Origin of the sequence: Streptomyces sp. NPDC051636 (genome assembly GCF_044453765.1) — a bacterium.
In the GTDB taxonomy this organism is placed as follows: Bacteria; Actinomycetota; Actinomycetes; order Streptomycetales; family Streptomycetaceae; genus Streptomyces.
The window spans coordinates 1-20312 of sequence record NZ_JBITDA010000026.1; the positions used below are offsets into that span (position 1 = coordinate 1).

Consider the following 20312-nt stretch of genomic DNA (forward strand, 5'->3'; position numbering starts at 1 on the left):
GACCGACGTCAGGTGAACTGGCAGTTCACCACCCACGACGCACGCATCAAACTGCGCCACCTCTATCCCAAAAATTAGCCGCGACAATCTACTAGGGCGCCGGGCACGCCAGGAATGGCGTGCCCGGCAGCGGTACCCCACGTGACCCGCTAAACACGTGGGGTACCACGGGCGGCTCGTGAGACCCTTGGTGTCAAGTGACCGCCGACGGAAAGCCATGTAGTGACCGCAACCGACCGTTCTCTCGAGCTCATCAACACCGCCGCCCAGGCGGCCGCCGACAAGCTCGCCCACGACGTCATCGCCTATGACGTCAGCGATGTGCTGTCGATCACCGACGCCTTCCTGCTGGCGTCCGCACCCAACGACCGCCAGGTCAAGTCGATCGTCGACGAGATCGAGGAGCGTCTGCTGAAGGAACTCGGCGCCAAGCCGGTGCGCCGTGAGGGCGACCGCGAGGCCCGCTGGGTCCTGCTCGACTACGTCGACATCGTCGTCCACGTCCAGCACAGCGAGGAGCGTGTCTTCTACGCGCTGGAGCGGCTGTGGAAGGACTGCCCCGAGATCGAGCTGCCCGCCGACGCCAGGGCCACCCGCGGCAAGGCCGAGGAGCACGCCAGGCTGCAGGCCGCCGACGCCGCCGACGAGCTGGGCGGGGAGTGGGAATGAGCGCCACCGGTGAGGTGACCGACAAGAAGGGCCGAGGCCGCCGCATCATCCTGTGGCGGCACGGCCAGACCGCGTGGAACGTGGAGCGCCGCTTCCAGGGCACCACGGACGTCGAGCTGACCGAGACCGGCCTCGGCCAGGCCCGGCGCGCGGCGCGGCTGCTCGCCTCGCTGGGGCCCGACGCGATCGTCTCCTCGGACCTGCAGCGGGCCGCGCTCACCGCGGCCGAGCTCGCCGCCCTCACCGGCCTGGAGATCACCCGCGAAGAGGGCCTGCGCGAGACCTACGCGGGCGCGTGGCAGGGGCTGACGCACGAGGAGATCATCGCCCGCTACGGCGAGGAGTACGCGGCGTGGAAGCGCGGCGAGCCGGTCCGCCGCGGCGGCGGCGAACTGGAGACCGAGGTCGCCGACCGCGCCGCCCCCGTCGTGCTGCGGCACGCCGACAAGCTGCCCGAGGACGGCACCCTCGTGGTGGTCAGCCACGGCGGCACCATCCGCACCACCATCGGCCGCCTCCTCGGCCTGGATGCCCACCTCTGGGAGAGCCTGGGCGGCCTCTCCAACTGCTGCTGGTCCGTCCTCGGCGAGGGCGCGCGCGGCTGGCGGCTGCTGGAGCACAACGCGGGCACCCTTCCGGAGCCCGTCCTCGGCGACGACGACTGAGTGCCTGCCGGGGCCCGGATTTCACTTTCCGGCAGGTCGCAGGCTAAAGTTCTTCTTGTTCGCCCCGCCGAGCGGGGCGAAACACCATGCGGCTCCGCCGCGTGGCACAAGGGGCTATAGCTCAGTTGGTAGAGCGCCTGCATGGCATGCAGGAGGTCAGGAGTTCAATTCTCCTTAGCTCCACGGATCGGCACTCTGTTGAGTTGTCAAAGATCGGTGATGAGGATCCCGTCCCTTCAGGGGGCGGGATTTTCTGTGCTCCACATGCGGATGACCTCCGCGGCCGCCTCGTCCGACGACGGCCACAGCCGCTCCCTCCGTTCCCTGAGCAGAGCGACTTTCGTCCGCGCCTCCTCGCTCTCCGGGGTGTACGTCACGATCCGGCACTCCGGCATTCCGTCGATCGACAGCGACAGCGACGTCATCCTCAGCTCGCCCACCGCCTGGTGACGGAACGTCTTCACCCGCGGCCCCGGTGGTATCACCTCGCCGTTCGCCCACAACTCGGCGAAGCGCGGGCTGGCCGCCGAGAGCCTGCGTATGAAGTTCTCCCAGGAGGGTTCGCCGACGTGTCTGCCGTACGAGGAACGCAGCGTCGCCACCATCATCGGCAGCTCCCGCTCGCGGTTGACCACGGGACAGGCGTCCTCGGACAGGGTGAACAGCGTCCACAGCACGTTCGGCACGCCCGTCCTGAGCGTCTCCGGCACAACGAAGAGGTCGCGGTAGGCCGGATTGGTGGCGAGGATGTCGTACCGCGAGTTGTAGACCGCCGCCGGATACGGATCGAGGGCGTCGATGAGGCCCTGGATCTCCGGCCCGACCGTCCGCGCCGACTGCTCCGGGCTCGGGTCGAAGGGCACCTCCGCCAACCGGTACAGATGCTCCCGCTCCGGCGGGTCCAGCCGCAGCGTGCGGGCCACCGCGTCGAGCACCTGCGGCGAGGCGTTGATCGGCCGGCCCTGCTCGAGCCAGGTGTACCAGGTGACGCCCACGCCCGAGAGCTGGGCGACCTCCTCGCGGCGCAGCCCCGGTGTGCGGCGGCGCAGGCCGGGCGGCATGCCCACGTCGGCCGGTGTCACCCGCGCGCGTCGGCTGCGCAGAAAGGCGGCCAGCTCGTGCCGGCGGCGCTGTGTCGTCCCCGTCATCGTCACGTCCCCCATCGTCACGTCCCCATGGTCGGTGCCCGACTTGTCCGCTGCCAGGTGCTGTCAGTACCAGCATCACCGGGCACTCGGCACCCGTATCGGGGCCCCGCCAGGCTCGACGGCATGACGACAACACCCCAGACGGGACCGGGTCGCACACCCGCGAACCCGCTTCCAAGTCCTGCGACCAGTAAAGCGCCCGGCACTGACAACGGGTCCCGGTCGCTGCTCGCGGTCGTGCTCGCGGCCCAGTTCATGGCCCTGCTCGACGTGTTCATCGTCAACGTCGCCGCCCCCACCATCGGTTCCGAACTCCACGCGTCCGGCGCCGACTTGCAGCTGGTGATCGCCGGGTACGCCATCACGTACTCGGTTCTGCTGATCACCGGTGCACGTCTCGGCGACCGGCTGGGGCACGGCCGGGTCCACCTCGCGGGGCTCGCCCTCTTCACCGCCGCGTCGCTCGCGTGCGGCCTGGCGCAGGGCGCCACCGAGCTGATCGTCTTCCGGCTGGTCCAGGGCGCCGGCTCGGCGGTGATGATCCCGCAGGTGCTGAGCCTGATCCAGCGCACCTTCACCGGCGAGGCCCGGGTGCGGGCCCTCGGCGCGTACTCGGCGGTCATCGCCGTCGGCGCGGCGGCCGGGCAGACGGTCGGCGGCGTGCTGGTCAGCGCCGACCTGTTCGGCACCGGCTGGCGGCCGGTGTTCCTCGTCAACGTCCCGGTGGGCGCCGTGCTCCTCGCCGTGGGCAGGCGTGTCCTGCCGCGAGGTGGCGCCGAGCGGGAGGGTGCACGCGGACTCGACGTGCCCGGTCTGGTGCTGCTCGGCGGGGCCGTCGCGCTGCTGACGGTGCCGCTGGTGCTCGGGCAGGAGGAGGACTGGCCGCTGTGGTCCTGGCTGTCGCTGGCGGCGGCCGCGGTGCTGTTCGGACTCTTCTGCCGGTACGAGTCCCGGCTCGCCCGGCGCGGCGGCGCCCCGCTGATCGCGCCCCGGGTGCTGCGCCACCCCGGTATGGGCCTGTCGGTGTTCCGCATCCTCGCCGTCATGGCCGTCAACGGCGGATTCCTGTTCGCGGTCACCCTGCACGTCCAGGGCGGCCTCGGCTACAGCGCGCTGCGGGCGGGCCTCAGCTTCGCGCCGACCGCGGCCGCCTTCGGTGCGGTCGGCCTGACCTGGCGGAAGTGGCCCGCCTCCTGGCAGCGGTGGCTGACCGCGGCCGGATTCGCGCTCCTCGCGATGTCCGTGACCGGTGTCGGACTGGCCTTCCACGGCGGCGGCGCCGGCGGGCCCCTGCTCCATGCCGCGTACGCGGGCGTGGGCGTGGGCCTCGCGCTCGGTTTCAGCCCGACGCTGACGAGGGCGCTGGCCACCGTGCGGCCCGAGGACGCGGCGGACGCCAGCGGACTGCTCGCGACGGTCGCCCAGCTCGGCCAGCTGATCGGCGTGGCCGCGTTCGGCACACTGTTCCTGATCCGCCTTGAGTCACTTGGGGGCCCGCAGGCGTATACCTCTGCGGAGGCGCTGTCAGTGTGCGCGTGGGCGCTGGCCGGAACGGCGGCGGTGGGTGCCGTGTCCGGACTGGTACTGAGGCGTCGCTGACCGTATTGGTCCGGCCGTGGCAGAATCAAACGGCCGGAAGGGGGCGCGGCCCGACGGGAGGGAGTAGCGATGCCTGCGAGCATCCTCGAGGAGGTCGACCACCTCCTCGATGCGGCGTTGATACGGGACACGGCCACCCGCCTCAGCTGCCCTTCCTGCGGTTCCGGCCATGTCGCCCAGGTCCTCGGCGACAACGGAGGGATCTCCTACGTGTGCACGGCCTGCGGCCACAGCTGGAGCTGATCGATGGGTGCACACAGGCGAAAGTGCGACTGGTGTGGGAGCGGTACGCCCATCGTCCGTGACATGGAGCCGATCAATCCCGACTACCAGTACTGGTGCGAGGAGTGCGCGCGGGCGCTGATCATAAAGGGCGACCCGATCGAGACGTACCGCGAACTGGAGGGCGAGCCGATCTACGGGCGGCTCCTCGAGGAGCACTGCACGCTCAAGCGGTTCTACTCGTTCGTCACGGCCTGATCCCCGCCGGACCTCGGCGACGATGTCCGGCGCGCGTCGGCAGGAACAGGCCGGCACCTCCGTTGAGGGTTGACAGCGCCGACTCGACGCAGCCCTGGTGCAAATCCGTGCCGCCCGGCCCGTGCGGCACCCACTCGCCGCCGTGACCGCCACGGGCGGCCCCGGCAGGCCGCCAGGGCGGTGCCGCCACGCGCGCGTGCCCCACCAGTGGCAGCGACAGCCACGCCGTGCAAAAAGACGAGGGTGGCCCCCGGGGAGGCCGGCGCACGACGGTGGGCTCCGGAGAACCCGATCACGGTCACAAAAGCCGACATCGAGGTCTGTATCTGCCCAGAACGGAAACGATTTGGTGCTGCACCCCGTTGACCGTGTAATGTTGGCGTCGCCGCCGGGGAAACCGGGCGGCACGGTCAATACGCGGCTTCGCCGCATGGCCGCGAGGGGCTATAGCTCAGTTGGTAGAGCGCCTGCATGGCATGCAGGAGGTCAGGAGTTCAATTCTCCTTAGCTCCACAGAAGTCGAAGGCGGACCACTCGATCGAGTGGTCCGCCTTCGGTGTTTTCGAGTCCGGCGGGACGGCGAGAAAGCGGCTGCGGAAAGTGACGGCGTGAAAACGGTGGGCCACCCGTGATCCGGGTGGCCCGCGTACGTGTGTTCAGCGGCCCAGGGCGCGGCGGCCGCGGCCCTGGGAGAGGACCGGCAGATTGCGGGCCGGGGCCTGCGGGCGGGTGTCCTCCTCGATGCGCAGGGCGAGCGCCGGGCAGCGGCGCACCGCGCGTAGAGCCTTGGCCTCGGCGTAGCGCGGCACCTTCGCCTGCGCCACCGTCGGGAAGCCGTCCGCGCCGAGTTCGAAGACCTCCGGGAGGATGTCCGCGCACAGTCCGTGCCCCCGGCACAGCGTCCAGTCGACGTAGATCTTCTGACGGCTGTCGCCGGTCTCCGCGGGCTCGCCGCCCGGGATGCCCGTCGGCATCTTGCCGTCCTCGAAGAGCGGCAGAACACCCTCCACGGGCCGTCCGCACCCGTTTCCGAGGACGTGCGCGGCGAGGTCGTCGGTGAACGCCTTGATCGTCGACTCCAGGAACATCGCGGAGCCGTCCGGGTGGGAGCACGCACCGCGCCGCTTGACGTTCTTGGCGACCTGCTTGAGGGCCTCCAGGGCGGCCGGGCCGCCGCCGTTGAGGATGTCCTCCATGCCGCGCGCGGCGGCCGGCAGACCGAGGTAGCAGGGACCGCACTGTCCCGCGCTCTCCTCCGCCAGCCACTGCGCCACCCGCAGCGACTCGCCCAGCGGGCAGGTCTCCTGACTGATCGGCAGGATCGCTCCGGCGCCGAGCGTACCGCCCACCGCGTCCAGGGAGTTGCGGGAGATGATCGCCTCGCTGACCGTCGCCGCGTCGATCCACTTGCCGTGGTAGCCACCGGTCAGCACGCCCTGCGGGACCGGCGGGGCGCCGGCCAGCTGCAGCACGTAGCGCAGCGGCACGCCCGTGGGGGCCTCGATCACCATGGGGCGGGCGACCGCCCCGGAGACCGTCAGCATCACGGTGCCCGGCTCGTCGTACAGGCCCGTGTTGCCGTACCGCTCCGGGCCGATGCGGGCGGCGATCGCCAGCTGGGCGAAGGTCTCGGCGTTCGACAGCAGCGTGGGCGCGCCGCCGACACCGCTCTTCGAGGCGCTGATCTTGCGGCCGGGCGGGATCGCCGGACCGCCGTCGATGGAGCGGATCAGCGACGCGGCGGCACCGGTGACCATGCGGATCGGGTTGCGCTGGACGGACGCCTTCAGGGCCGAGCGGCGGCCGTTGCTCAGGCCTCGTTCGGCGAGCGCGGCCTCCATGGAGCGCTGCGTGGACTCACGGGTGACGCCCACCACGAGCGTGCGGGCTCCCAGCGCCTCCGCGACCAGCAGTGCGCCGTCCAGGATCAGGTGCGGGGCACGGTTGATGAGGACCGTGTCCTTGCGGCAGGCCGGCTCGTCCTCGCTGCCGTTGACGACGACGACCGGCCGGACGCCGCGCTTGATCGCCGATTCGGCGACCGAGCGCAGCTTCTTGTGGAAGGGGAAGCCCGCGCCGCCGCGGCCCTTCAGGTTGATGGCCTCGGCGAGCTGCGCGAGCTGCTCGCCGGCCAACGGTTCGAGCGGCCCGTGCACCTTCAGGTGCATGGGCAAATCGAGTCTCTCGACAAGGTCGAAGCCCGACGTGAGCTGAGGAAGACCGACCACGCGGACTTCTGGTACGTCGGGCAGGGCCTCGTTCACCTATAGCCTCCGGAAGGCGTGTTCCAAGGTTCGCCCGATCCCGGTGAGTCGAAGGACGCACCGGGGGATGGTTCATTGGCGGGACCGCTGTTGTACGTGTCACTCGAGTTGTACGTGCCGTAGAGGGGGTTCGACTCACCGGTGTCGTACACATCACTTCCGCCGTACCCGCCGACGCCCGAATTGTTGTAGACCGGGATGTTGTGCCCGGTGTCGGCGAGCGGGTCGTACGCCGACGGGGGCGCCTCGCCGACCGGCGGCGGGGACGGGATCGGCCAGCTGCCCGAGGTGCTGGTGGGGCCGTCCACGCGCGGGATCGCCTCCGTGGCCTGCATGTCCAGCGGCAGGTCCATGCGCGCGGTCTGGCCGGCCGCGAAGGGCTGCTGGGGCTGTGCGGGTGTCGAGACGGCCCGGTAGGCGGCCGCGAAGCCGGACGCGGGCTCCGCGGTCACGGGGCGGCCCATGGCGTCGTAGCGCGGGGTCGAGGGCGCCGCCGTGTGCAGGGAGGCGGCGGTCTCGGCGAACGCCGCCTGGTTCTCGTAGCCCGGCAGCGCGGACGCGGCAGAACCGAGGGACCCCGCGTCCGTCACCCTGGCGCGGCTGGCGTCCAGGTCCTCGAGGTCCCGCCGCTCCTCGGCGCCCAGGATCGCGAGGAGCCGGTCGGCGACCTTGCGCTTGAACGGGCGCGGCGCGGCGCGCAGCGCCAGGGCCGCGATGATTCCGAGCAGGCACAGTTCGTACGAAACCATGAAGAACGGCTTCGCCGCGCGACCCGCGAACAGGCCGTGGATCAGTGCCGCGCACAGGGCCGGGTAGGCCAGCATGTGCATCGCGCGCCAGCGTGCCGCGACCGGCGCGGGGGTGGCGAACTGGTTGCGCAGCGCGCCGGTGACGCCCACGAAGATCATGAGCAGGCCCGCCAGGGATCCGAGGCCGATGAGTCCCGCGCTGCCCTCGACGCCCAGGCTGAAGGGGATCAGCGCGGCGATCAGGACGGTGTGCTCGAGCGCCAGCTTGATGGTGATGTGCACCAGGAGGAACGCGATGGAGGCGACAGCGAGCACCCGGTGGATGCCCTGGGCGATGATCCGCTGGCGCGTGTTCAGGAAGATCCGGTCCTGTGCCACCAGGCCCCAGATCACCGAACTGGTGAGACTGACGAGTGACAGGACGCCTGCGCCGAAGTTCAGGAAGTCCTGGAGCCAGCCGCCTCCGTTCAGCACCACCACGGGTATGAGCAGCAGGGCGACAGCCGTCGCCACCCCGTAGGCCGACCGGCCCGGTTTGGGGAGCGAACTGTTACTAAGACGAGCGTTCATGGGGGCAACTCCGAGCGGTTCGGGAAAGCGGTCCCGCTGCCGAACTTTAAATGGCGCCATACCGATCAGTACGAGGTTTGAGTTATTGCGCTGTTATCAAATGACAATCTCCTCGTTGCGATGTCCCTTAGTGGGTGTTACGCGAAGTAATCCTTGACCTTGGTTCAGTTGCTGTCGCTGTCACCCAGGCATACGGAAGCGCGTCGCGGCTTGCTCAAGGCCTGCGGTACCCTAACGCCATGCGTGCCGTACGCCTTCTGCTTAGCGGGCCGCGCTGATCAGTCCCGACCGTCGGTGAGTGCCGAGTGGTCGGCATCGGCGCGGCGTCCCCTCCTGTGCGAGGGGATTTTTCGTTTCCGCAGGCAGAGACGATCGATGGAGCTTTGAGGATCATGAGCGAGACGAACCCCGCTGCCGCCGCTGCCGTGTCGGCGGAGGCAGCGCCGCACCGCTACACGGCCGCCCTGGCGGCCGAGATCGAGGCACGCTGGCAGGACTTCTGGGACGCCGAGGGCACGTACGCGGCGCCGAACCCGAAGGGTGACCTGGCCGGCGACCCCGAGGTGGTCGCCCGGCCCAAGAAGTTCATCATGGACATGTTCCCGTACCCCTCCGGTGCGGGCCTGCACGTCGGCCACCCCCTGGGATACATCGCCACCGATGTATATGCCCGGTTCCAGCGAATGACCGGCCACAACGTCCTGCACACCCTGGGCTTCGACGCCTTCGGCCTGCCCGCCGAGCAGTACGCCGTGCAGACCGGCACGCACCCGCGCGTGTCCACCGAGGCCAACATCGAGAACATGAAGATCCAGCTGCGCCGGCTGGGCCTGGGCCACGACAAGCGCCGGTCGTTCGCCACGATCGACCCGGACTACTACAAGTGGACCCAGTGGATCTTCCTGCAGATCTTCAACTCCTGGTACGACGACGACGCGAACAAGGCCCGCCCCATCTCCGAGCTGATCGCGCAGTTCGAGTCCGGTGAGCGTGCCGTACCCGGGCACGCGCGCGCGTGGGGCGAGCTGAGCGCCGCCGAGCGCGCCGACGTCCTGGGCGGGTTCCGCCTGGCCTACGCCTCCGACGCCCCCGTCAACTGGTGCCCGGGCCTGGGCACCGTGCTGGCCAACGAGGAGGTCACCGCCGACGGCCGCTCCGAGCGCGGCAACTTCCCGGTCTTCAAGGCCAAGCTGCGCCAGTGGAACATGCGGATCACCGCCTACGCCGACCGGCTGCTGGAGGACCTGGAGGAGCTGGACTGGCCCGAGGCCATCAAGCTGCAGCAGCGCAACTGGATCGGCCGCTCCGAGGGCGCCCGCGTCGACTTCCCGATCGACGGCGAGCGCATCACGGTCTTCACCACGCGCCCGGACACCCTGTTCGGCGCGACCTATATGGTGCTGGCGCCCGAGCACCCGCTGGTCGAGAAGTTCACCCCTCAAGCCTGGCCGGAGGGCACCCACGAGGTGTGGACCGGCGGTCACGCGACCCCGGCCGAGGCCGTCGCCGCCTACCGCGCGCAGGCCGCCTCGAAGTCCGACGTCGAGCGGCAGGCCGAGGCCAAGGACAAGACCGGCGTCTTCATCGGCGCGTACGCGACCAACCCGGTCAACGGCGAGCGGGTCCCGGTCTTCGTCGCCGACTACGTCCTGATGGGCTACGGCACCGGCGCGATCATGGCCGTCCCGGCCCACGACGCCCGCGACTTCGAGTTCGCGCGCGCCTTCGAGCTGCCCATCCGCTGCGTGGTCGAGCCGGCCGACGGCCGAGGCACGGACACCTCGACGTGGGAGGACGCCTTCGCCTCGTACGACGCGAAGATCGTCAACTCCGTCAACGACGAGGTCTCCCTGGACGGCGCGGGTGTCGTCGAGGCCAAGGCCCGCATCACCGAGTGGCTGGAGCGCAAGGGCATCGGCGAGGGCACCGTCAACTTCCGCCTGCGCGACTGGCTGTTCAGCCGCCAGCGCTACTGGGGCGAGCCCTTCCCGATCGTCTACGACGAGGACGGCGTCGCCCACGCCCTGCCCGAGTCGATGCTGCCGCTGGAACTGCCGGAGGTCGAGGACTACTCGCCGCGCACCTTCGACCCGGACGACGCCGACACCCAGCCCGAGACGCCGCTGTCGCGGAACGAGGAGTGGGTCAACGTCACCCTGGACCTGGGCGACGGGCCGAAGAAGTACCGCCGCGAGACCAACACCATGCCCAACTGGGCCGGTTCCTGCTGGTACGAGCTGCGCTACCTGGACCCGCACAACGACCAGAAGCTGGTCGACCCGGAGATCGAGCAGTACTGGATGGGCCCGCGCGAGGGCCGGCCGCACGGCGGCGTCGACCTGTACGTCGGCGGCGCCGAGCACGCCGTGCTGCACCTGCTGTACGCGCGCTTCTGGTCCAAGGTCCTGTACGACCTGGGGCACGTCTCCTCCGCGGAGCCGTTCCACAAGCTGTTCAACCAGGGCATGATCCAGGCCTACGTCTACCGCGACAGCCGTGGCATCGCGGTGCCGGCCGCCGAGGTGGAGGAGCGCGACGGCGCTTACTACTACCAGGGCGAGAAGGTCTCCCGCCTGCTGGGCAAGATGGGCAAGTCCCTGAAGAACGCGGTGACTCCGGACGAGATCGCCGCCGAGTACGGCGCGGACACGCTGCGCCTGTACGAGATGGCCATGGGCCCGCTGGACGTGTCGCGGCCGTGGGACACACGCGCGGTGGTGGGCCAGTTCCGGCTGCTGCAGCGGCTGTGGCGCAACATCGTCGACGAGGCCACCGGTGAGGTCACCGTCACCGACGCCGAGCCCGACGAGGACACGCTGCGCGCCCTGCACAAGGCGATCGACGGCGTGCGCCAGGACCTGGAGGGCCTGCGGTTCAACACCGCGATCGCCAAGGTCACGGAGCTGAACAACCACCTGACCAAGGCGGGCCGGGCGGTGCCGCGCTCGGTCGCCGAGCCGCTGGTGCTGATGATCGCCCCGCTGGCCCCGCACATCGCCGAGGAGCTGTGGCGCAGGCTGGGCCACCCCGACTCGGTCGTCCACCAGGACTTCCCGGTCGCCGACCCGCAGTACGTCGTGGACGAGACCGTGACCTGCGTCGTGCAGATCAAGGGCAAGGTCAAGGCACGCCTGGAGGTGCCGCCGTCCATCTCCGAGGAGGAACTGGAAAAGGCGGCGCTGGCCGACGAGAAGGTCGTCGCAGCGCTGGGCGGTGCCGGGATCCGCAAGGTGATCGTGCGGGCGCCGAAGCTGGTGAACATCGTTCCGGCGTAACGCTTGGTGAGCGGTACCTGAGGGCTCGGGGTAGTCCCCTACGGGCAGGTTCGGGGTTCTTCTGGAACTCCGTACCTGCCCGTTGCGTTTACCGTTGAGAGGGGAGCGGCCCGCGCCGCCAGGACCGGAGGAGGAGCTTCGTGGAAGCAGTGATCGCAGTCTTCGCCCTGCTCTTCCTGCTGTTCGTCGTCCTCGGCGCCTACGCCACGGTCAAGGTGATCGGCGCCGCCAAGCGCGGTGTCGACCGGACGATCACACAGGCCCGCCGCACGGTCGAGGACCACACGCTGCGCGCCAAGTCCATCGTCCAGCCCGGGCCGGCCGGCGAGATGGCGCAACTCCGGCTCACCCTGCGCACCTCGATGCGCGCCACCCAGGAGGCGTTGCAGACGGGCGTCGCCGAAGACGAGTCGCTGAGGGAGTCCCTCAGCCTCTTCCAGCGGCTCAGCGTGCACGGGCACGAACTGGACGACGAGCTCAAGCGCCTGGAGTCCGAGCCGGACCGGACGACGCTCGCCGCGCGCCTGCCCGAGCTGCGCCGCCGCACCGAGCGCGTCACCCAGTCCGCGGACTCGCTGCGCTGGGCCGCCCGCGACCGGGCCCACCGCTTCGCCGACGACGACCTGGACACACTGAGCGCCCAGATCGACGTCGAGGCCGGCGCGCTGCGGCACTGGACGCGCTCGGATGCCCAGCCCGCGCCGCCGCCGTGGCCCGACGCCCCGGCCGACGACGGCCGGACCGCACAGCAGACCTGGCCGGAGCCGCCTCGGCCCGGCAGCGCCGAGCAGCCGGCGCGGCCGTCCCTCACCCCGCCCGGCCGACGCCAGGCATACCCCTGGCAGAAGAAGGCCCGCCCCGAGAGCACCACTTGATCCGGCCGACTCCGGCCCAGGTCACCGGGGCCGGGCTGCCGCCCCGGCGCTACGCCAGGTAACCTCCAGCTCATGTCCCGCCATGTCGCTATCGTCACCGATTCAACGGCCTACCTGCCGCCGCGGACGATGGAGCGCCACGGCATCACCGCGGTGCCGCTGACCGTGGTCCTCGGTGACCGGGCGCTCGACGAGGGCACCGACATCTCCACCCGCTCCCTGGCCCAAGCCCTCCAGAAGCGGCGTGCCGTCACCACCTCGCGCCCCAGCCCCCAGGTGTTCGCGGAGACCTACCGCAAGGTCGCCGAGTCCGGTGCGACCGACATCGTCTCCCTCCACCTCTCCGCCGAACTGTCGGGCACGTACGACGCCGCGGTCGTCGCGGCGTGCGGGGCGCCGGTGCCGGTGCGAGTGGTGGACACCGGCATGGTCGCGATGGCCCTGGGCTTCTGCGCCCTCGCCGCGGCCGAGGCGGCGGAGGCAGGCGGTACCGCGGACGAGGCCGTCGCCGCGGCCGAGAAGCGGGCCGCGGGTACGTCCGCCTACTTCTACGTCGACACCCTCGAGTACCTGCGCCGCGGCGGCCGTATCGGCGCCGCGCAGGCCCTGTTGGGCTCCGCGCTCGCCGTCAAGCCCCTGCTGCAACTGGACGGCGGCCGCATCGAACTCCTCGAGAAGGTACGGACGGCGTCCAAGGCGATCGCCCGCCTGGAGGAGATCGCGGCCGATCGGGCGGGCAGCGCCGAGGTCGACATCGCCGTCCATCACCTCGCCGCCCCCGACCGCGCCTCGGCCCTGGCGGACCGGCTCCGGGCCCGCGTGCCCGGCTTGGCCGACCTGCACGTGAGCGAGGTCGGCGCGGTGATCGGGGCGCACACGGGACCCGGGCTGCTGGGGGCCGTGGTCTCGCCGCGGTGACAGCAACAGGACGCAGGTGTCTACGCGTCGGGCGCCGCACTCGTACGGGTGGCGGAATTATCCACAACCGGCTCATCGTCCACGGAAATTGAGCAAGATCATCGCGAAGCGGCGGGATGCCCGATCCTCGTCGCATGGCACTTCGATCACGTTCACGCACAGCGACCGCGACCAGCGGCCCCGGCCGCGCCCCCGCTTCCGACGGCCGCATCCGACACCGCCGTCCACCCACCCGACGCCCCGCCCGCCACCGCCACGCTCCGGCGGAGGAACTGCGCCGCCGCGCCGAACTGCTCTTCGCTGAGAACGCCCGGCAGCCAAGCGAGTCGGGGCACGGGCCCCCACCGGCACAGCCGCGAGCGGACACGGCGAGCGGGGTGGGCGCGGCGCCCGGGATGGGCCTCGGGCCGGGGACGGCCACCGGACCTGGCACGGTCGTCGTCCCTCGTGTCGCCGCGCCGGCGACGAGCACGGCGTCGTCTGCTGGGCCCGAGGACGTCGTAGAGGGCGGTACGGACGACGAGTCGGTGGTCCCCGACTGGCGGGAGCGGGCCACGCTTGCCCTGCGGGAGCGGATGCCGGTGTGGTTGCAGGCGCGGTGTGCTCTGGAGCGGCGGGGCGCGGTCGCGCTCACGGTGCTGCTGGCGGTCGCCGCGGTGTTCGCCGTGCAGCACTTCTGGGCGGCCCGCACCCAGTCGGTCAGCGCACCGCAGGCGGTGCGGGCGGAAGCTCCGTACGAGAAGGAGGCGGAACCAGGGAAGAGCGGCGGGCACCGGCAGACCGGGCTGACCGGCCCCGGGGCCACTGCCGGGACTGCCACGGCTTCCGGGACCGAGATCGTGGTGGACGTCAGCGGCAAGGTCCGTGACCCCGGGATCCATCGCCTGCCGGCCGGTTCACGGGTCGCCGACGCGCTGCGTGCGGCGGGCGGGGTGCGTCCGGGCACCAGCACGGAGGGCCTCAACCGGGCCCGCTTCCTCGTGGACGGCGAACAGGTCGTCGTCTCAGGCCACGCACCGGCGCAGGGCTCCGCTCCGGGTGCCGTGCCGGGATCCGTTGCGGCAGGCACGACAGCGGGAGCCGGACCCTCGGCGCCGGTCTCCCTGAACACGGGCACCGCGGAGCAGTTCGACACTCTGCCCGGCGTCGGCCCCGTGCTGGCCCAGCACATCATCGACTACCGCACCCGGCACGGCGGCTTCCGTTCGGTCGACGAGTTGCGCCAGGTCAACGGCATCGGCGACCGGCGGTTCGCCGACCTGCGGAACCTGGTACGGCCATGAGCCGGGCGCCCGACCAGCCGAGCGGCGCCGCGCTGTCCGACGGCGGCCACGAGGAGCGCCCTGCCACCCGCCGGGCCGTCCACGCCGCCTCCGGGAAGCGGCTGGGCGCCGCACACCCCCGGCAGGCGGGACCGACGGACCTGCGCCTGGTACCGCCCGCGCTCGCGGCCTGGGGGACGGCGGCGCTCGCGCTGGACAGCCAGCCGGGCTGGACCGCCGGCCTCGTGATCGGTTGCGTGATCACGGCGGCGGTCCTGCTGTGCGGGCGGTGGACGCAAGCCGCGCCCCTGTCCGTCGCCTGGTCGCGCGTCACGGTCGCCGCCGTGCTCCTGTGCGTCGCCGCGGCCGCCGCTTCCGCCGGGCTGCACGGGGCGGATCTGCGCCGTGGGCCGGTGCCCGCGCTGGCCCGCGAGTACGCCACGGTGACCGCCGAGGTCGAGGTCGGCTCCGATCCCTGGCTCAGCAGACCCGGGGTCACCGGTGATCACGCGGCACCGGTCGCCGTGCTGGTCCGTGCGGAGGCGCGGCGCGTCGAGGAGGCCGACGGGACGGTCGCGGTGACACGGACACCGGTGCTGATGATCGTCGACGCGGGCACACCGGGGCCGCGCGGGACTGCCGAGGAGAGCGCGACGGGCGCGCGGGCGGCCTGGCTCGGGCTGTTGCCCTCGACACGGCTCAGGGTGAGCGGGCGGCTGGCGCCCGGGCCGGCTGACGGCGACCGCATCGCGGCCGTGCTGCGGGTGCGGGGCCGGCAGGCGCCGGAGGTCGTGGGGAGGCCGAGCGGGCCGCAGCGGCTGGCGGGGCGGTTGCGGGCCGGGCTGCGCGAGGCGACCGACGGGCTGCCGGCGGACGCGCGGGCGCTGCTGCCCGGGCTGGTCGTCGGGGACACCTCTCGGATCACGCCCGAGTTGGACGACGCCTTCAAGGAGACGGATCTGGCCCACACCCTCGCCGTCTCCGGCAGCAACCTGACCATCCTGCTCGTCCTGCTCATCGGGCCGCCCGGACTGGCCCAGCGGGCCGAGCGCCGGGGTCTGGCGCCCTTCCTCGGCCTTTCCCTGCGGGCGGCCGCGTTGCTCGCGGCCGCGCTCACGCTCGCGTTCGTGGTCGTGTGCCGGCCGGACCCCAGTGTGCTGCGGGCCGCGGCCTGCGGAGGCGTCGCTCTGCTCGCGCTGGCGACGGGACGCCGCAGATCGTTGATTCCGGCGCTGGCGACGGCCGTTCTGCTGCTGGTCCTGTACGACCCGTGGCTGGCCCGTAGTTACGGCTTCCTGCTCTCCGTGCTGGCCACCGGCGCCCTGCTCACGCTCGCGCCCCGCTTCGGCGCGGCGCTGCGGCGGCGCCGGGTGCCCGCGCGGCTCGCGGAGGCGCTGGCCGCCGCTGCCGCCGCGCAGGTGGTGTGCGCGCCGGTGGTCGCCGTGCTGTCGGCCCGGGTGAGTCTGGTGGCGGTGCCGTGCAATCTGCTCGCGGAGACCGCGGTCGCCCCGGCCACGGTGCTGGGCTTCGCGGCGCTGGCGACCGCGCCGGTGGCGATGCCCGTGGCGAAGGCGCTGGCCTGGCTCGCGAGCTGGCCGGCCGGATGGATCGCGGGCGTGGCCCGGGGCGGGGCCGAACTCCCCGGCGGGGGAGTCGACTGGCCGGGCAGCTGGGCGGGGGCGCTGCTGCTCGCCGCCGTCACGGTGGTCGTCGTACTCCTCGGGCGCCGGCTGGTGCGGCACCCGTGGTGGTGCGGTGTCTGCGGGCTGCTGCTCCTGCTCGCCGTGGTGCGGCCCGCGCCGCTGACCCGGGTGATCACCGGCTGGCCGCCGCCCGGCTGGCGGCTTGCGATGTGCGACGTGGGACAGGGCGACGCCACGGTGCTCGCGGCGGGCGGTGGCACCGGGGTGGTGGTGGACGCGGGACCCGATCCGGCGCTGGCCGACCACTGTCTGCGCGAGCTGGGCATCACCCGGATCCCGCTGGTCGTACTGACCCACTTCCACGCCGACCACGTGGCGGGACTGCCCGGTGTGCTGCGCGGGCGGTCGGTGGGCGAGATCGAGACGACGGGCTATGAAGAGCCCCCGGACCAGGCCGGGTTCGTACGGAAGGAGGCGGCCGAACGCAACATCCCCCTCACCCGCGCGGTAGCCGGGGAGCGGCGGAGTACCGGACCGCTGTCCTGGCAGGTGCTGTGGCCACCGCCCCGCCCGGCACCGGAGCCGGACGGACCCAACGAGGCCAGCGTCGCGCTGCTCGTCCGGTCGGCCGGACTGCGGTTGCTGTTGCTCGGGGATCTCGAACCCCCGGCCCAGCAGGCGCTGTTGAGATCGCCGGCGGCGGCCGGGCTGGTCCGTGTCGACGTGCTCAAGGTCGCCCATCACGGTTCCGCCTACCAGGACCCCGACCTGATACGCCTGGTCGCTCCGCGGGTCGCGCTCATCAGCTGCGGTGCGGACAACCCGTACGGCCACCCGGCGCCCGGCACCGTGCAGGCGCTGCGGGAGGGGGGCGCGGTGGTGCTGCGTACGGACCGGGACGGGGCGCTGGCGGTCGGGGGGAGCGGTGGGGCGGACGGGGAGGTGCGGGTGGCGAGAGACTGAGCGCATGAACTCCGCACAGGTCGACGCCTATCTCCGCCGCCTCGGGGCCGCGCACCCGGCGCGGCCCACCGCCGAAGCGCTCCGCGCACTGCATCTCAGCCATCTGCGGGCCGTGCCCTTCGAGAACCTGTCGGTGCACCTCGGAGAGGAGATCGTGCTGGAGGAGGAACGGCTCGTGGACAAGGTGGTGGGTGCGCGGCGGGGCGGGTTCTGCTACGAACTGAACGGCGCCTTCGGGGCGTTGCTCACCGCGCTGGGCTTCGACGTCGCCCTGCTCGCGGCGCGGGTGTACGGGGACGAGGGCCGGCTCGGGATCCCGTACGACCATCTCGCGCTGCGGGTGCGGACGGTGGACGGCGGTGAATGGCTCGCCGACGTCGGGTTCGGGGCGCACAGCCACTACCCGCTCGCGTTGCGGGAGCGGGGCGACCAGCCGGACCCGGGCGGGACGTTCCGGATCATGGCGGCCGCGCCGGACGAGGCCGGGGTGCGCGGTGTCGCCGGCCTGAGCGACGCCCTGGACCTGGACGTCGTGCGGGACGGCACGCCCCAGTACCGCCTGGAGACACGGCCCCGGGCGCTCGGGGACTTCGCCGCGGGGGCGTGGTGGCACAGCACCTCGCCGAAGTCTCACTTCACGCGGTCGCTGGTCTGCTCGCGGGTCACGGAGGACGGAGGGAGGATCACCCTGAGCGGCCGCGGCTGGACGGTGACGGCCGCCGACGGAACGCGTGAGGTGCGCGAGCTGGAGTCGGACGAGGAGGTGCTCGCGGTGTACCGGGACCGGTTCGGGATCGTGCCGGCCGTGGGGGTGCCGGCCGTCGGAGTGCCCGTCGCGAGGGCGCGGAGAATGGCTCCGTGAGTGATGTGAGACATGTGCTGGTGCTGCCCGACCGTGATGCCGCCGAAGAGGTGGCGGACGCGCTCGGGGAGCGGTTCGGGATCGCGGAGGAGCCGCAGCTGGTGCGGGACGCCCTGGCGGGCGAGGACGACGCCGAGGACGCCCAGTGGCTCGTCGTCCTGCGGGACGAGGCGGGACGGCTGGATCCGCGGGAGCTGGACGCGCTGGCGGGGGAGTGGGACGGATGGCGGGAGGAGCCGTAGGCCCGCCCGGTCCCCTGGTCTTGGCGGAGGGCGTTGTCAGTGGCGCGTGGGATGCTTGTCGCGATGGCCAGGAAGACTGCGAATGACGACCCTCTCGCCCCGGTGACCGTTGCCGTGGGCCAGGAGGACCTCCTGCTCGACCGTGCCGTGCAGGAGGTGGTGGCCGCCGCCAAGGCCGCCGACGCCGACACGGACGTCCGGGACCTGACCCCTGAGCAGTTGCAGCCCGGGACGCTCGCCGAGCTGACCAGCCCGTCGCTCTTCGCCGAGCGCAAGGTCGTGGTCGTACGCAATGCGCAGGATCTGTCGGCCGACACGGTCAAGGACGTGAAGGCGTATCTCGGGGCGCCCGCCGAGGAGATCACCCTTGTGCTGCTGCACGCGGGCGGGGCGAAGGGCAAGGGGCTGCTCGACGCCGCGCGCAAGGCGGGGGCGCGGGAGGTGGCGTGCCCGAAGATGACCAAGCCGGCGGACCGGCTGGCGTTCGTGCGGGGGGAGTTCCGCTCCTTCGGGCGGTCGGCCACGCCCGAGGCGTGCCAGGCGCTGGTGGACGCGCTCGGGAGTGATCTGCGGGAGCTGGCGTCGGCGGCGGCGCAGCTGGTCGCCGACATCGAGGGGACGATCGACGAGGCCGTCGTCGGACGGTACTACACCGGGCGGGCCGAGGCCTCCAGCTTCACGGTCGCGGACCGGGCGGTCGAGGGCCGGACGGCGGAGGCGCTGGAGGCGCTCAGGTGGTCGCTGGCGACCGGGGTGGCGCCGGTGATGATCACCAGCGCGCTGGCGCAGGGCGTGCGGGCGATCGGCAAGCTGTCGTCGGCGCGGGGCGGTCGTCCCGCCGATCTCGCGCGGGAGCTGGGGATGCCGCCGTGGAAGATCGACCGGGTGCGCCAGCAGATGCGGGGGTGGACGCCGGACGGGGTGGCGGTCGCCATGCGGGCGGTCGCGGAGGCTGACGCGGGGGTGAAGGGCGGCGGGGACGATCCCGGGTACGCCCTGGAGAAGGCGGTCGTGACGGTCGCGCGGGCGGCGCGGTCCAGGGGCCGCGGGCAGTGATCCAGTCGCCCCGGCCGCCGTACGGAGGAGAATCGTGGGCACCAGCCGACGCATCGCCGGACACGGAGAAAGGTGGCGATCGACATGGCTGAACACCCGCACGCCGCGCTGGTCCGAAGGGGCTACGGGGCCTTCTCCCGTGGGGACATGGACACCATGCGGGAACTGATGGCGGCGGACGCCACGCATCACGTGCCCGGCAGTCACCCGCTCTCGGGCGACTTCAAGGGGCAGGACGCGATCATCGGCATGTACCGGCGGCTCGCCGAGGAGACGGACTCGATGAGCGTCGAGCTGCGCGCCGTCTGCGTCGACGGCCGGGGCCACGCGGTCGGTGTGCACCGCTTCACCGCCGAGCGCCAGGGCAAGCGCCTGGACGACACCGGGTGCATCGTCTTCCGGATCGTCGGAGACAAGATCACCGATCTCGACGAGTGCGTGGGGGACATCGGCAAGAGCGACGACTTCTGGTCGTGACGGCAGTACAGGGCAGCACTCGGCGGCAGCTCGGCAGTACCCACCAGCACAGGACAGGCCGAAGACCCCGCCGCTCCTCCTGGGAAGGGAGGGGAGACGGGGTCTTTCGGTTCAAGAACGGTGAGCCCGTACCCGCGTGGCGAACGCAGGCCGCGTACGAGCTCGGGGTGCCGGTCGGGAGCGGATGAGAGAGGGCCCGCTCTGGGTCCTTCCGGCGGTCAGATCAGAGAAGGGTTCAGCCCTTGAGGGACGCGACCTTGGCAGCCAGCGCCGACTTCTTGTTGGCGGCCTGGTTCTTGTGGATGACGCCCTTCGAGACGGCCTTGTCGAGCTGACGCGCGGCAGCGCGCTGGTACTCGGTGGCCTTCTCGACGTCACCCGCGGCAGCGGCCTCGCGGGCCTTGCGGATCGCGGTCTTCAGGGAGGACTTGACGGCCTTGTTGCGCAGCCGGGCCTTCTCGTTGGTCTTGATCCGCTTGATCTGGGACTTGATGTTCGCCACGAATGAGCCTTTTCAGGTTCTGGCACGGGGCCACGAAGGTCCCGTACCGATGATTTTCTTGGGTCGTGCCTCGCGCAGAGAGGGCATGAGACA

General features: G+C 71.8%; 18 protein-coding genes and 2 tRNA genes. 16 read left to right on the forward strand and 4 right to left on the reverse strand.

What is annotated here, in order from left to right; genetic code table 11:
- The first annotated feature begins 222 nt into the window (after positions 1-222).
- The 3 genes from rsfS (at position 223) to ACIBBH_RS33325 (ending at position 1517) form a co-directional block, all read left to right on the forward strand.
- Entirely contained in the window at positions 223-669 is a 447-nt protein-coding gene (rsfS, locus tag ACIBBH_RS33315; RefSeq protein WP_399411103.1) for a ribosome silencing factor, read from the forward strand.
- Positions 666-1334 (forward strand): histidine phosphatase family protein, encoded by a 669-nt coding sequence (locus tag ACIBBH_RS33320; protein WP_399411105.1) that lies wholly within the window; start codon positions 666-668, stop codon positions 1332-1334. The genes rsfS and ACIBBH_RS33320 overlap by 4 nt, the downstream gene beginning before the upstream one ends.
- 110 nt (positions 1335-1444) lie before the next feature.
- Positions 1445-1517 (forward strand) — tRNA-Ala (locus tag ACIBBH_RS33325).
- A 53-nt stretch (positions 1518-1570) separates the two neighbouring features.
- Here the strand turns inward: ACIBBH_RS33325 and ACIBBH_RS33330 are convergent.
- Positions 1571-2497 carry a helix-turn-helix transcriptional regulator gene (locus ACIBBH_RS33330; protein WP_399411299.1) on the reverse strand — a complete coding sequence of 309 codons (927 nt, stop codon included), beginning with the start codon at positions 2495-2497 and terminating at the stop codon, positions 1571-1573.
- 222 nt (positions 2498-2719) lie between these two features.
- On the opposite strand from ACIBBH_RS33330, the gene ACIBBH_RS33335 reads away from it, so the two are divergent.
- From ACIBBH_RS33335 to ACIBBH_RS33350, 4 genes are all read left to right on the forward strand, one after another.
- Complete coding sequence (locus tag ACIBBH_RS33335) at positions 2720-4081, forward strand: MFS transporter (protein ID WP_399411107.1); 1362 nt, start codon at positions 2720-2722, stop codon at positions 4079-4081.
- A 69-nt stretch (positions 4082-4150) separates the two neighbouring features.
- A complete protein-coding gene (locus ACIBBH_RS33340; RefSeq protein WP_399411109.1) occupies positions 4151-4324 on the forward strand; it encodes a hypothetical protein in 174 nt (57 codons plus the stop codon).
- A 3-nt stretch (positions 4325-4327) separates the two neighbouring features.
- Positions 4328-4561 (forward strand): hypothetical protein, encoded by a 234-nt coding sequence (locus tag ACIBBH_RS33345; RefSeq protein ID WP_006136074.1) that lies wholly within the window; start codon positions 4328-4330, stop codon positions 4559-4561.
- 440 nt (positions 4562-5001) lie between these two features.
- Positions 5002-5074, forward strand: a tRNA-Ala gene (locus ACIBBH_RS33350).
- 143 nt (positions 5075-5217) lie between these two features.
- Here ACIBBH_RS33350 and ACIBBH_RS33355 read toward each other — a convergent pair.
- Together ACIBBH_RS33355 and ACIBBH_RS33360 are read right to left on the reverse strand one after the other, a co-directional pair.
- Positions 5218-6825: an NADH-ubiquinone oxidoreductase-F iron-sulfur binding region domain-containing protein gene (locus tag ACIBBH_RS33355; RefSeq protein ID WP_399411111.1), complete on the reverse strand. Its 1608-nt coding sequence runs from the start codon at positions 6823-6825 to the stop codon at positions 5218-5220.
- A complete protein-coding gene (locus ACIBBH_RS33360) occupies positions 6822-8144 on the reverse strand; it encodes a cytochrome b/b6 domain-containing protein (RefSeq protein ID WP_399411112.1) in 1323 nt (440 codons plus the stop codon). Before ACIBBH_RS33360 ends, ACIBBH_RS33355 begins: the two co-directional genes overlap by 4 nt.
- A 392-nt stretch (positions 8145-8536) precedes the next feature.
- On the opposite strand from ACIBBH_RS33360, the gene leuS reads away from it, so the two are divergent.
- The 9 genes from leuS (at position 8537) to ACIBBH_RS33405 (ending at position 19717) form a co-directional block, all read left to right on the forward strand.
- Complete coding sequence (gene leuS, locus ACIBBH_RS33365; protein WP_399411114.1) at positions 8537-11419, forward strand: leucine--tRNA ligase; 2883 nt, start codon at positions 8537-8539, stop codon at positions 11417-11419.
- A gap of 140 nt (positions 11420-11559) precedes the next feature.
- The gene (locus ACIBBH_RS33370) at positions 11560-12294 is read left to right on the forward strand and encodes a hypothetical protein (RefSeq protein WP_399411117.1); all 735 of its coding nucleotides are present in this window, start codon (positions 11560-11562) and stop codon (positions 12292-12294) included.
- Between the two features lie 72 nt (positions 12295-12366).
- Positions 12367-13212, forward strand: coding sequence for a DegV family protein (locus ACIBBH_RS33375; RefSeq protein WP_399411119.1), 846 nt, complete (start codon positions 12367-12369; stop codon positions 13210-13212).
- Positions 13213-13346: 134 nt separating this feature from the next.
- A complete protein-coding gene (locus ACIBBH_RS33380; protein WP_399411121.1) occupies positions 13347-14495 on the forward strand; it encodes a helix-hairpin-helix domain-containing protein in 1149 nt (382 codons plus the stop codon).
- On the forward strand, positions 14492-17080 hold the full coding sequence (locus ACIBBH_RS33385) for a ComEC/Rec2 family competence protein (RefSeq protein ID WP_399411123.1): 2589 nt from the start codon (positions 14492-14494) through the stop codon (positions 17078-17080). Before ACIBBH_RS33380 ends, ACIBBH_RS33385 begins: the two co-directional genes overlap by 4 nt.
- A gap of 4 nt (positions 17081-17084) precedes the next feature.
- Entirely contained in the window at positions 17085-17942 is an 858-nt protein-coding gene (locus ACIBBH_RS33390; protein WP_399411125.1) for an arylamine N-acetyltransferase, read from the forward strand.
- Positions 17939-18184: a hypothetical protein gene (locus tag ACIBBH_RS33395; protein WP_399411127.1), complete on the forward strand. Its 246-nt coding sequence runs from the start codon at positions 17939-17941 to the stop codon at positions 18182-18184. Before ACIBBH_RS33390 ends, ACIBBH_RS33395 begins: the two co-directional genes overlap by 4 nt.
- Before the next feature lie 63 nt (positions 18185-18247).
- A complete protein-coding gene (gene holA / locus ACIBBH_RS33400) occupies positions 18248-19240 on the forward strand; it encodes a DNA polymerase III subunit delta (protein WP_399411129.1) in 993 nt (330 codons plus the stop codon).
- Positions 19241-19324: 84 nt separating this feature from the next.
- Positions 19325-19717 (forward strand): nuclear transport factor 2 family protein, encoded by a 393-nt coding sequence (locus ACIBBH_RS33405; RefSeq protein ID WP_399411131.1) that lies wholly within the window; start codon positions 19325-19327, stop codon positions 19715-19717.
- 235 nt (positions 19718-19952) lie between these two features.
- Here the strand turns inward: ACIBBH_RS33405 and rpsT are convergent, their stop codons facing one another.
- A complete protein-coding gene (gene rpsT / locus ACIBBH_RS33410) occupies positions 19953-20219 on the reverse strand; it encodes a 30S ribosomal protein S20 (RefSeq protein WP_086168781.1) in 267 nt (88 codons plus the stop codon).
- Positions 20220-20312: the final 93 nt, after the last annotated feature.

Bases quoted from the DNA above. Each gene is read 5' to 3' on its own strand.
- ACIBBH_RS33375 (WP_399411119.1), top strand. From the start codon at position 12,367: ATGTCCCGCCATGTCGCTATCGTCACCGATTCAACGGCCTACCTGCCG.
- ACIBBH_RS33390 (WP_399411125.1), top strand. From the start codon at position 17,085: ATGAACTCCGCACAGGTCGACGCCTATCTCCGCCGCCTCGGGGCCGCG.
- leuS (WP_399411114.1), top strand. From the start codon at position 8,537: ATGAGCGAGACGAACCCCGCTGCCGCCGCTGCCGTGTCGGCGGAGGCA.
- ACIBBH_RS33340 (WP_399411109.1), top strand. From the start codon at position 4,151: ATGCCTGCGAGCATCCTCGAGGAGGTCGACCACCTCCTCGATGCGGCG.
- ACIBBH_RS33320 (WP_399411105.1), top strand. From the start codon at position 666: ATGAGCGCCACCGGTGAGGTGACCGACAAGAAGGGCCGAGGCCGCCGC.
- ACIBBH_RS33380 (WP_399411121.1), top strand. From the start codon at position 13,347: ATGGCACTTCGATCACGTTCACGCACAGCGACCGCGACCAGCGGCCCC.
- ACIBBH_RS33405 (WP_399411131.1), top strand. From the start codon at position 19,325: ATGGCTGAACACCCGCACGCCGCGCTGGTCCGAAGGGGCTACGGGGCC.
- ACIBBH_RS33330 (WP_399411299.1), bottom strand. From the start codon at position 2,497: ATGGGGGACGTGACGATGACGGGGACGACACAGCGCCGCCGGCACGAG.
- ACIBBH_RS33385 (WP_399411123.1), top strand. From the start codon at position 14,492: ATGAGCCGGGCGCCCGACCAGCCGAGCGGCGCCGCGCTGTCCGACGGC.
- ACIBBH_RS33345 (WP_006136074.1), top strand. From the start codon at position 4,328: ATGGGTGCACACAGGCGAAAGTGCGACTGGTGTGGGAGCGGTACGCCC.
- holA (WP_399411129.1), top strand. From the start codon at position 18,248: ATGGCCAGGAAGACTGCGAATGACGACCCTCTCGCCCCGGTGACCGTT.
- ACIBBH_RS33360 (WP_399411112.1), bottom strand. From the start codon at position 8,144: ATGAACGCTCGTCTTAGTAACAGTTCGCTCCCCAAACCGGGCCGGTCG.